The following is a 10366-nucleotide window of genomic DNA, read 5'->3' on the forward strand; positions in this document are numbered from 1 at the left end:
TTTCGGTTTTCCGGTCCAGGATCGTTCAGAGGCCGCGAACCGCGACTGTTTCGTTTTCCTTCAGGCGCCACCACCCGCCGGACACAACCAGTTCGTCTCCGGAGAGCCCCTCAAGCACGACGATTTCGTCGTCGTTCGGCAGCCCCAGGCGGATCGTCTTACGGGACACCCGGCCGGTCCCCTCGTCATACAGCCAGATGGACGGCTCGCTCCGGCTCGTCGTGTCGATCGCCGAGACCGGGACGACTACCAACCGCGATTGCGCACCCTCCGCGGCGGCGGCTACGCGCACATTCGCCGTCATTCCGGGCAGCAATCTCGGGTCGATGGCGCCCTCGATTGCAAACTCGACGTCATAGGTTTGGGCTGTGGGGTCTGCATCGGTCACGAATTTCCGCAGATACAGAGTTGCGTCATATCCCGGCACGGCGGGGAAAGAGGCGGTTACCCTGAATGCATCGGGCTGGGCCCGTGCCATCGCGGCGAGTTCCTCGGGCAGCGAAATCCGCACCCGCATTTCACTGATGTCCTGCAACCTGGCAATCGGAGCCGCAGGGGTGACGTTCGAAAACTCCTCCAGAAAGATGCGCGCGACAATGGCGTCGAAGGGCGCGGTGATCGTGGCTTGAGCCAAGCGTCGCTCCGCTTCACGCAGGGCGACTTCTGCCTGAGCAAGCTGCGCGCGGTTCGTTTCAAGTCGGGCGTCGGTCGCCACCCCCCTCTCGGTCAGACTCAACGCACGATCGTATTCGGATTTTGCGAGGTCGAAAGAGGCCTGCGCCCGATCCACGGCCAATTCGAAATCGACTGGGTCGAGCGCGGCAATTAAATCGCCTTTCTCGACCCGAGTCCCAGCATCTACCGCGAGGTCGGAAAGCTGACCCGAAACCTGAAAGGCAATATCCACGGTCCGGGCGGGCTCCACGCGGCCTGCCAGGCTGCGCGCCCTATCGCTATCGCGAAGCTCGGCACGCGATACTTCGACCGTGACCGGTTGGGCCATGTCTTGCTCGGCGCTCCCTTGCGCATCGGCACCGGAAACCTCATCCGTAGTCTGCGCGAAGACCTTGGATGCGATGTCCGGGTTGAATTGCACGAGAAGGACAATGGCGAGAAGAAGGGCGACCAATCCAGCGGCACCTCCTCGGAAGTATCTGGTTCTATTCAAGCTCATTTATCATGTCCTTCAATCTGTCGATGGCGGCGTCTTGCTGATCGTCGTCACCATCCGCGAGGCGAAGAAGCCTCTGGAAACGAAGACCCTGGATCGCCAAAAAAAGAACCATCGCCGCAGTGTCGTCCTGCGCGTCCGAACGGATGCGCTCGACATCACGGGACAGCTCTCTTCTCAGCGGGTCCAGAAGATTCGGATCCGACGCCGAAACCGCGAGAATAGCCATCGAAAGGTCATCATCGGTGCTTACGGCTTGCAGAACTGTCTCGAGATGACCGCGCAGGGTGCGGGAACTGTGCCCTTCCGGGACCGACGCCAGACGTTCGCGGTGCTCCGCGAGCATTTCGTCGAGCAGCCCGGCCAGAAGCGCTTTCTTGGTGGGGAAGTTGTACAACACCCCACCCTTGCTGAGGCCGGATTCCCGAGCGACGGCGTCGATCGTGATCTTTCCCGCGCCTTCTCGCAGCGCAATCGCCCGCGCAGCGCCGAGAATCTTCGGCGAGGCGTTCTTCGGTTGCTTTTCCACTTGTGCAGTCACCCTGTACCGTCCGGTCGGTTAAGTCATTGGGCGAGCTAATGCGCTGCCCCGTATTTGGCAAGCGAGCTCAATCTGAAAATTTGTCTCTGTGGCCGCTACCGTAAAGTCGCAGGAATGCAGCGACCGCTTCGCGCGCATGTTGCTCGCGGTGGACAGCTCGTTTCACTGCGAGAAGGCGCGGCATAAGTAGCCCCGAAACGCAAAGGTGTATGAAGTGATCGGACGCGCGCCGGACGTCATCGACATCGAGCGCGCCTTCGCGCGTAAGGCGCTCCAGAATCCGACCGACGAGTTCGCGGGCAGGTTTCGGGCCTGCGCGAAAATAAACCTCACCCACTTCGGGCAGTGCCTCGGAGGCGCCAACGCACGTTCGCAGGAGACGGATGTAGGTGTCGTCCAAGGTGAGGTCGACCATGCGAAGGGCGAGTTCTTCCAACTGGGCGCGCGGCTCCAAAGACGCGATCAAGGGCCGGAGGATTTCGTCCGCAAGCCGACCGCATTCGGATTCAACCACGCTCAGGAACAGTTGCTCCTTGGTCGGGTAATACGAATACATGGTTGCCTTCGACACTTTTCCTTCAGCGGCAATTGCATCGACCGTGGCTCCTTCGTAACCGCATCGGAAGAAAACCTCGCGCGCACCAATCATGACGTCGGCCATTTTTCTCACGGGCATCTCGTTCTCTCTATCCCAGGCAGGACTAGGCGGTTACAAGCTTTACTGTACCGTCTAGTGAGTATAGTAGATAGAAGTTGATTTAGCAGCAAAGCGTAAAGCTGTGCGGATCTACCCCACCAAGCGCCGCTTGGCGGCTTTTTCTAGCGCCGTTTTCAATTCGTCATGAGCTTCGGGTCTGATTCTGCCTGAGTTGTTCTCGGGCGCGGGATTATCCCGCGAACAGGAGGGGTACCGTCATTCTGCCGCGCTTGCGGTCCCGACAAAGGCACCCTCGGCCTCCCAGCGGCGTGCGATCGAGCCAAGCTTGTCCAGCACGCCGCGCAGTTCCGCGCCGCGCTCAGTCAGCCCGTAGGTGACAGCGGGTGGGATGGTCATGGCCTGCTCGCGCCATACAACGCCAGCATGTTCCAGCATTCTCAGCCTCTCGGTCAGGACCCGGGTGGAAATGCCGGGCACCAAACGCTTGAGCGCGCCGAAACGCTGCGGTCCCTGCTCGGACAGAACCCAGAGTATATAGATCGTCCAAGGGCCTGTGATGACACGCAGAAGCGCCTCCATCGGGCATGAGGGGGGCTGGACGCTCTTCATCGTGGATTATCCTCGCGGTTAAAGTAATCTAGTTACTTTTAAGTGCCTACTTTCACGAACGATGCAAGACACCTAAAGGTACTTAGAGCGGAAACTGCGGCTGAACAAGCCCTTGCAAACAGGGAGTGCGGTGATGAGTGACAACGTGGCAAAGTATGTCTACTGGATCGCGACCGGCCTTGTGGCGCTGGTCTATCTGGGTGCGGCGACTTTCTACATCTCATCCCACGATATGGTCGCGGGCATGTATCGCGAGGTGTTGAGCTATCCCACATACATCATCTGGCCGCTCGCGATTTTGAAGATTGTCGGCGCGGTGGTGATTCTCTGGCGCCCTTCGGCGATGCTGGCGGACTGGGCTTACGCGGCGATGTTCTGGCATCTGGTGTTGGCGTTCGGGGCGCATGTGGGCGCGGGCGATCCAGGCTGGCCACCGGCTCTTGCGACCTGGGTGCTCCTGATCGCCTCGTGGATGACAGCCAATCGCGTGCGTGCGGTAAAGTCGGCATATGCGCCGACGTTTCCGACAGAGACGAATTAATCCGATGCGGAGTTGCCACGGCGCTGGCCATCCACCCTCGGGCTTGGGGTTCAAAAGGACGACAGAATGACCGAAAGGCAGCCGACAGTGTTTGTTCCCCATGGAGGCGGCCCTTGCTTCTTCATGGACTGGAACCCGCCTGACACCTGGGACAGGCACCGCAGATTCCTTGAGGCTTTGCCTGCGAGCCTGCCGGCAAAGCCCAAGGCGCTTCTCGTGATCTCAGGCCATTGGGAGGAACGGGTGTTTACCGTGCAGACCAACTCCGCGCCGCCGCTGCTGTTCGACTATCAGGGGTTTCCCCCCCATACTTATCAGCTGACCTGGCCCGCGCTAGGCGATCCTACGCTGGCGGCCCGTGCAAGCGAGCTATTGAATGGCGCGGGTTTTGAAACCCGGGCCGACGCTACGCGTGGCTTCGATCATGGGGTGTTTGTTCCGCTAAAGGTGGCTTTGCCTGAGGCCGACATACCTACCGTCCAACTGAGCCTGCGCGACGATCTCGACGCTGAGGCGCATCTTGCTGCTGGTCGCGCGTTGGCGCCCTTGCGAGACGAAGGTGTTCTGATCATCGGGTCCGGCAACACCTATCACAACATGGGCAAGATGATGCGGGCGATGAGGGGCGGACCCGATGGCCCGGTGAACGGCGGCGACTTCGACCGATGGCTCACGGGTGCGGTGACCCATGAAGACCCCGGGGCGCGCCGCGCCATGCTGGCTGCTTGGGATCGGGCACCCGGCGCACGCGACGCCAATCCGCGCGAGGAACATCTAATTCCATTGCACGTCGTGGCCGGCGCCGCGCTTGCGGATCGGGGGGAAAAGACCCTCGAGGATCACGTATTGGGCGCGGTCGAAAGCGCGTTCAGATTTGGATAGGACCAGATATGTGCTTCGAACTTCCCTTGCGGCAGGGTCCGCGCCCCGAAACCACCGAGTGCGCCCCGCATGAGCAAGTGTCGCAGAACTCCTCGGCCGAGATTCACGCATTGTTCAAGCAGAAGGCCTTCGCCCTGCCCTTCGTCGAGCGTTGCCGATCGGGTATTTCGGTCCCCGGCGCCGAGGCATTAGTCCTGCCGCGGCCGCATGCCTGCGGCCCGCGCGAAGCCTTCATGATCGGACGCGAATTTGCGCATGTGCATCCCGCCTATGACGGTTCGTCGCACATGATGCTGCCGCTGGCGGCGGTTGAGGAACTCATCGCGAAGGGATGGGGCGAACAGCACCCGATGGCCTCGGCCGGATACATCCCGGCCAATGCGATCATGGCCTTTGCTCCACGCGATGAGGCAGAGGTCGATGTGATGATCAAAATCCTGACCACAAGCTGGGGTTTCGCGCGCGGCAAGCTGGCGAATCCCGCCCCCACCCAAATCCACGATTGATCGCAAGCGCGCTTGCAGAAACATCAAGATAAGAGAGATACCATGTCCAACATCCAGAACGGCCCCTTCATCGTGACCGGCGCGTCCGGACAACTTGGCCGGCAGGTGGTCGACCTGCTGGTTCAGGCAGGTGCCGGGCCGGTCATCGCGATCTCGCGCACTCCCGACAAGCTTGCCGATCTGGCGGGAAAAAGAGTCGAGGCGCGCGAGGGCGATTTCAACGACCCGGCTTCTCTTGAAGCAGCCTTCGCGGGCGGCAAGCGTCTCCTCATCATCTCCACCGACGATCTGGAGCCGGGCAAGCGGCTCGCAGCTCATTCCAATGCGATTGCTGCGGCCAAGACGGTAGGTATCGACCACATCGTCTATACCTCCTTCGCAGGCCCAGTCGCGGAAAGTCCAATCGGATTCGCTCAAGACCACGAAGGGACCGAGAAGCTGATCACGGAAAGTGGGGCGGATCATACGATCCTGCGCAACAATATGTACACCGACTTTCTGTTGATGGGCGGCCAGCAGAGCGTCGCCATGGGCACGCATTTCTCCGCCGCAGCAGATGGCAAGACCGGATATGTGACACGCGCGGATTGCGCCCGTGCCGCAGCCGCGGCGCTAATGAAAGCTACGGGAAGGGAGACCCTCGATATCACCGGGCCGGAGACGGTCAGCCAGGCCGAGGTCGCGGCGATCTTGTCCGAAATTGCGGGTAAGGAAATCCCCTATGTCGCCCTGCCCGCCGAGGATCTGGTGCAGGCGATGATCGCAAATGGACTGCCGGAGTTCATGGCGAGGGTCTTTGCCTCCTTCGACGAAGCAATCGCGCAGGGCTATCTCGATGTGGCCAGCGGCGATCTCGAATCGCTCACCGGCCAGCCCGGACAGTCGGTGGCCGATTTCCTGGCCGCTAACCGCGCGGCGCTTCTTCAGGCGCCGCAGGAACAATAATGCTGGAAAATGTCATGAGGCTTTACAACGCGAACTTCTCACCGAATGCGCTGCGTGTACGGGCGGTGGCGCACGAACTGGGCGTGGAACTCGAAATCGTCGAGGTCGACATCCGTGCCGGGGACAACCGCGCGGCGGAATTTCTTGCCCGCAATTCAAATGCAAAGGTGCCTGTTTTGGAGGACGGGAATTTCGTGCTCTGGGAGTCCCGGGCGATCTGTGCCTATCTGGCCGGGATCCGGCCCGAGGCAGGGCTCTATCCTGATGGCCTCAAGACGCGGGCCCTCGTCGATCAGTGGGCCTGGTGGCAAGCCATCCACCTAGGCCCGGCGATGCAGAAGTTGTCCTTTGAGCTGTTCCTCAAAGAGAAATTCGGCATGGGCGATCCTGATCCTACTGTGGTCGAAGCGGAACGGAAAGCCACCGATCAGTTCCTTGCCGTTCTGGAAACCGGACTCGACGATAAGGATTGGATTGCAGGCGCACTCAGCCTTGCCGACTTCTATCTGGCGACCACATTCATGTATCGCGACCAAGCGGGGATTTCGCTGGACGAATTCCCCAGAATCGCGGGCTGGATCGGCCGGCTTGAAGCGCGTGACAGCTGGCAGAAGGCCGTAGCACCGCTTCTTGCGCTCTTCGCCTGACATCGCGCTCGCCGCGATGATTGAACGATCTGCATCACGTCCGGCGATCGGCGCGCTATCAGATTTAGACATGAGCAGGAAGCGTCGCATGACAGAAATTAGCCGCAGACAGCCGCGACAACCAACCTGACAAGAGTTCCTCCGGAAGCAATGCGGCGGTTTTGGGATGTAGATGCTGTGTCTCATCCCGATCTTTAGAGTTTTCGCGCGGAGTGTATTCATCAGGTCCGATAACTCAGCATCCGTCGCGCCAATTGAGCACGTGCCGTTCGTCCAAGACAAAGACTGATCTCACGGCCTCCGCGAGCGGGATGCCGAGCACAGTGTAACCGTGCAGGACAGCTATGCGGGTGTCACTGTTCCCTTAATTCTTGGACGCTGATGTATGTGACCGTTCAGAACCGCGGGGTCATGCTGCCCTGAGCAAGGGTGGTGTAGGACTTATGAAGCTCGCAATGTTGCCCGCAATAGGCTGCTTCGGGGCTTCATATTTCGTTCGTTCACTCAAACCGCTGTCGTTCCCAGGAACAAGAAAAAACCAGACCGCCGGAGCGGTCTGGCCGTTGGCTTAGGCGGCGTCTTTGGGGCCCCAAGGGATGACAGCCTGCAGGGACAGATCGTCCTGGTTTGCGGCCTTGCCGAGGTTGGCGTTGAAGCCGTGGTCGCGGATGGTCAGCGTGTAGTAGTCGGCGCCGGTCTCCTTGTTCTGCTTCTTCCAGATGCCGCCGCACTCGACCAGCTTGCCGCGCGGGGAGCGGCCGAGGACGCGGTGCGTGGGGGCCATCGGGTTCGTGCTCGCGACGGGTTCGACCGTGATGTCGAGGTCGAAGGTCAGGGTCGAGATGGAGCCGACGCCCTTGGCGGTTTCGATGTCGGTGCTGGTGAATTTAATGCAGTTCGTGGTCATTGCTCTTCTCCTTGTTTGCATTGCAATGATGGTCACCTTGCAGCTGGCCAAGGCCCGGCCACACCGAAGGCGAAGCGTAGCGGAGAGGGGCAGGCGCCGGTCTTTTTGGCGCGCGAGGAATGACCCGTAGGGTCAGGGGAAAAAGATCGGCGACAACCTTTGTGGACGGGACGACAGCTGCGACCAGCATGTCATGCAGAGCAACACATCGGGAGAAGTGCGGTGGCCGCGAAGGACACCCAGGTGAACAGCCGATGAAACTGCCGGGGGCGGTGTCCTTTCTGCCCTCTCACCCCGAGCCGCAGCCGGACGGGTTCGCGCTTTGCCGAGCCTTGCCTAACGTGGCGCGACCGCTTGCCCGTGGTAAGTTGGTCGAGTGAGGTGCCATCTGGCTGAGCGATTTCAAGCAGACCGCCGTGGCATCTGCACCGGGCGCGGGTCATCCCGATTTCGGACCAACCCTCTTCGGCATCCCAATAGTTTGCGATTTTTTACATCGCGTCCAACACCGACCCTCTGCCAGCTTTGGCCAGAGCGATCCGGCGGTTGTCGAAACTCCTTTGCGGTCAATGATGGCAGAACAGCATGTCCGGCAAAGCGAGGACTAACACCGGCTGACACGGGAAAAACGAGACTATTGAAGCGACCCGCCCCGCCCCAGCGACCGTTACCGAATGGCCGAGATGAAGCGTTGCCACGACCATGCGACGGCTGGTCGGGCTGGCTCCGGAGGAGACGGCACGGCCAGCGGTACGTCGCAGGGAGAGGCAGCGTTTCAGCTCGGGGAGGGCGGCTGCATGCAGCCGACCGAGTAGGGCGCGGTCCTGACCAAAGGGCAGGATGATTTATGGACAACAAGCACCCACGAATTCCGTTCGCCGATTTGATGAAACTAACCCCGACTCGGAATGTAACAGATACGACCTTTGGCCTTCTTCAGCCATCCGAGTTGTCGTGCGCGTAGCTGCCATATCGCGTAGGACGCCCGTAATGCGGGCCAATGAGCCGAAAGGTCTCGATTGGCGACTCGTGATCGATGGTGTTCTCTGGAAGAGGCTATTCCGCACAGGCATCGGGAAGGATTCCTGCAACCGAGAGCAGTAGGAAGCTGCCATGAACCCGCTCATATTGCCACTGACCTACTCTCACCACGTTAATTAAACCCGCTTATCTTAGCCTACCCACTATTTAAGCGAAGCCCGTATTGCTTAAATAAAAGAGGGGCATCATAGTGAGCTATGACCGATTCAGACCCCAACCAACGCCTTGGCCGCTTTGTCGAAACCCCCGTTGCAGGAGAGACGGTCCGCGCCTTCGTACCACCTCCCCTGCCTCCAGTCCCAACAATCGACGTACTGGGGCTTCTCGACCGACTCAGCCTCGCGGAGCGCGCCTTAGGGCGGCTGGATGGCATCACGATGCTTCTGCCGCGCCAGGAACTGTTCCTCTATATGTATGTCCGCAAGGAGGCCGTACTTTCCTCACAGATCGAAGGAACGCAATCGACGCTGACAGACCTGCTGCGTTTCGAGACCGAAGCACAGGCGGGCCAGCCAATCGATGACATCCGCGAGGTCTCGAACTACGTCGATGCCATGATGTACGGGTTGGAGCGCCTCGAAGACTTGCCACTGTCCCTGAGGCTAATCCGCGAGATGCATGCGCGTTTGCTGCAAAGCGGACGTGGCGGCACCAAGGACCCCGGGGAGTTTAGGCGCTCCCAGAACTGGATCGGAGGGACACGTCCCGGTAATGCGCTGTACGTTCCACCCCCCGTCACGGAACTGGACAATTGCCTCGGCGCGTTTGAACGCTTCATGCACGACGACCAGTCCCGCCTTCCTGCTCTCATCAAGGCAGGACTGCTGCACGTCCAGTTTGAAACCATCCACCCTTTTCTCGACGGCAATGGCCGCATCGGCAGGTTGCTGGTAACATTGTACCTCTGCGTCAATGGGGTGCTGCAAAAGCCTCTCCTCTATCTGAGCTTGTTTCTTAAGACGCATCGCGCTGATTACTATCGCCTGCTCCAGGAGGTTCGTGAGCATGGTCAGTGGGAGGCTTGGCTTGACTTCTTCCTCGCTGGCGTGGCGGATACGGCAAACCAGGCATTTGATGCCGCCACGCGGATTGTTGACCTGTTTAAGGAGGATCGCGAGCGCATTTCAGCGCAAAGCGATCGCGCCGGTTCGTCACTGCGTATCCATGAACTGTTCCAGCAGCACCCCTTCCTGACCGCGAACCAACTGGTCGAGTACACCGGTCTGTCGGCTCCGACGGTGAACGCGGCCCTCGCCGACCTCCAACGCTTCGGAATTCTTGAGGAGATTACTGGGAGGAAGCGGGGGCGTGTTTTCAGCTATCGCGCCTATCTGACCATCCTCAGCGAGGGTACCGATCCGCTACCCACCACTGCCTAGAGAAAGGTGCGATGACAATTGCCATTCGACCATGAATGTCAATCGTGGCTGGGTTGCTCCCCTACAAGTTCGGGCAATGGCTCGGCGTGCCCATGACTCTCAAACTCGTTCCAATAGATCATGGCGAACTCTGCCACGGCTGGGCGTGGTCCATCGATGATGAGGACGCACTCGCCGAACAGGTTGCACGTATAGTTCTCGGCCAATATCGCCACGTCGCCAAGATCCTGAGCGGTGCGGGGGTGCCGGGACCTGCTGCCAATGCCGAGCAGGCGACTGCAGCGATCAAACAACTGACGTTGGCGGAGGGTGACGATCCTTGGCACCGTGATGGCTGGCTGTTCCAGGCGATATCGTGGATCGCCGCGCACCAGCAGCCTGCCGCTTCGCTCACCCGGATGCCTCATATTCGCAAGGCCGATGTCGCGTTTCCCTTAAATCTGAGACGAGACGCTTTCGGCAGTAACCGGCCGGTTGCTACCGCGGTGATTTGGCCTTGATGCGGGCGACGAGATCTGTGTCATCGACGAAGTCGTCGA

Annotated in this window: 12 protein-coding genes; 7 read left to right on the top strand and 5 right to left on the bottom strand. The window is 60.1% G+C overall.

Going from position 1 to position 10366, the window contains the following annotated elements:
* Positions 1 to 25: 25 nt before the first annotated feature.
* The 4 genes from MF270_RS17790 to MF270_RS17805 all read right to left on the bottom strand — a co-directional run bounded on the left by MF270_RS17790 (position 26) and on the right by MF270_RS17805 (position 2979).
* On the bottom strand, positions 26 to 1129 hold the full coding sequence (locus MF270_RS17790) for an efflux RND transporter periplasmic adaptor subunit (RefSeq protein ID WP_234163371.1): 1104 nt from the start codon (positions 1127 to 1129) through the stop codon (positions 26 to 28).
* 31 nt (positions 1130 to 1160) lie between these two features.
* Positions 1161 to 1712, bottom strand: coding sequence for a TetR/AcrR family transcriptional regulator (locus MF270_RS28375; RefSeq protein WP_234163372.1), 552 nt, complete (start codon positions 1710 to 1712; stop codon positions 1161 to 1163).
* A gap of 67 nt (positions 1713 to 1779) precedes the next feature.
* A complete protein-coding gene (locus MF270_RS17800; RefSeq protein ID WP_234163373.1) occupies positions 1780 to 2373 on the bottom strand; it encodes a TetR/AcrR family transcriptional regulator in 594 nt (197 codons plus the stop codon).
* Positions 2374 to 2625: 252 nt separating this feature from the next.
* A complete protein-coding gene (locus MF270_RS17805) occupies positions 2626 to 2979 on the bottom strand; it encodes a winged helix-turn-helix transcriptional regulator (RefSeq protein WP_229737775.1) in 354 nt (117 codons plus the stop codon).
* A 133-nt stretch (positions 2980 to 3112) separates the two neighbouring features.
* Here MF270_RS17805 and MF270_RS17810 point away from each other — a divergent pair, with 133 nt between their 5' ends.
* From MF270_RS17810 to MF270_RS17830, 5 genes are all read left to right on the top strand, one after another.
* Entirely contained in the window at positions 3113 to 3520 is a 408-nt protein-coding gene (locus tag MF270_RS17810) for a DoxX family protein (RefSeq protein ID WP_043753122.1), read from the top strand.
* Positions 3521 to 3586: 66 nt separating this feature from the next.
* Positions 3587 to 4402, top strand: a complete 816-nt coding sequence (locus MF270_RS17815) for a DODA-type extradiol aromatic ring-opening family dioxygenase (RefSeq protein WP_136340168.1) — start codon at positions 3587 to 3589, stop codon at positions 4400 to 4402.
* An 8-nt stretch (positions 4403 to 4410) separates the two neighbouring features.
* Positions 4411 to 4908 (top strand): luciferase domain-containing protein, encoded by a 498-nt coding sequence (locus MF270_RS17820; RefSeq protein ID WP_036051542.1) that lies wholly within the window; start codon positions 4411 to 4413, stop codon positions 4906 to 4908.
* Between the two features lie 42 nt (positions 4909 to 4950).
* The gene (locus MF270_RS17825) at positions 4951 to 5853 is read left to right on the top strand and encodes an NAD(P)H-binding protein (protein ID WP_238367129.1); all 903 of its coding nucleotides are present in this window, start codon (positions 4951 to 4953) and stop codon (positions 5851 to 5853) included.
* On the top strand, positions 5853 to 6500 hold the full coding sequence (locus tag MF270_RS17830) for a glutathione S-transferase family protein (protein ID WP_051372683.1): 648 nt from the start codon (positions 5853 to 5855) through the stop codon (positions 6498 to 6500). Before MF270_RS17825 ends, MF270_RS17830 begins: the two co-directional genes overlap by 1 nt.
* Positions 6501 to 7068: 568 nt before the next feature.
* Here the strand turns inward: MF270_RS17830 and MF270_RS17835 are convergent.
* A complete protein-coding gene (locus tag MF270_RS17835) occupies positions 7069 to 7407 on the bottom strand; it encodes a DUF736 domain-containing protein (protein WP_065331505.1) in 339 nt (112 codons plus the stop codon).
* A gap of 1238 nt (positions 7408 to 8645) precedes the next feature.
* Between MF270_RS17835 and MF270_RS17840 the strand changes: the two genes are divergently transcribed.
* Together MF270_RS17840 and MF270_RS17845 are read left to right on the top strand one after the other, a co-directional pair.
* Entirely contained in the window at positions 8646 to 9827 is a 1182-nt protein-coding gene (locus MF270_RS17840) for a Fic family protein (protein ID WP_152467152.1), read from the top strand.
* A 35-nt stretch (positions 9828 to 9862) separates the two neighbouring features.
* On the top strand, positions 9863 to 10327 hold the full coding sequence (locus tag MF270_RS17845; protein WP_238367130.1) for a hypothetical protein: 465 nt from the start codon (positions 9863 to 9865) through the stop codon (positions 10325 to 10327).
* Positions 10328 to 10366: the final 39 nt, after the last annotated feature.

Origin of the sequence: Mesobacterium pallidum (genome assembly GCF_019966535.1) — a bacterium.
GTDB classification, from domain to species: domain Bacteria; phylum Pseudomonadota; class Alphaproteobacteria; order Rhodobacterales; family Rhodobacteraceae; genus Mesobacterium; species Mesobacterium pallidum.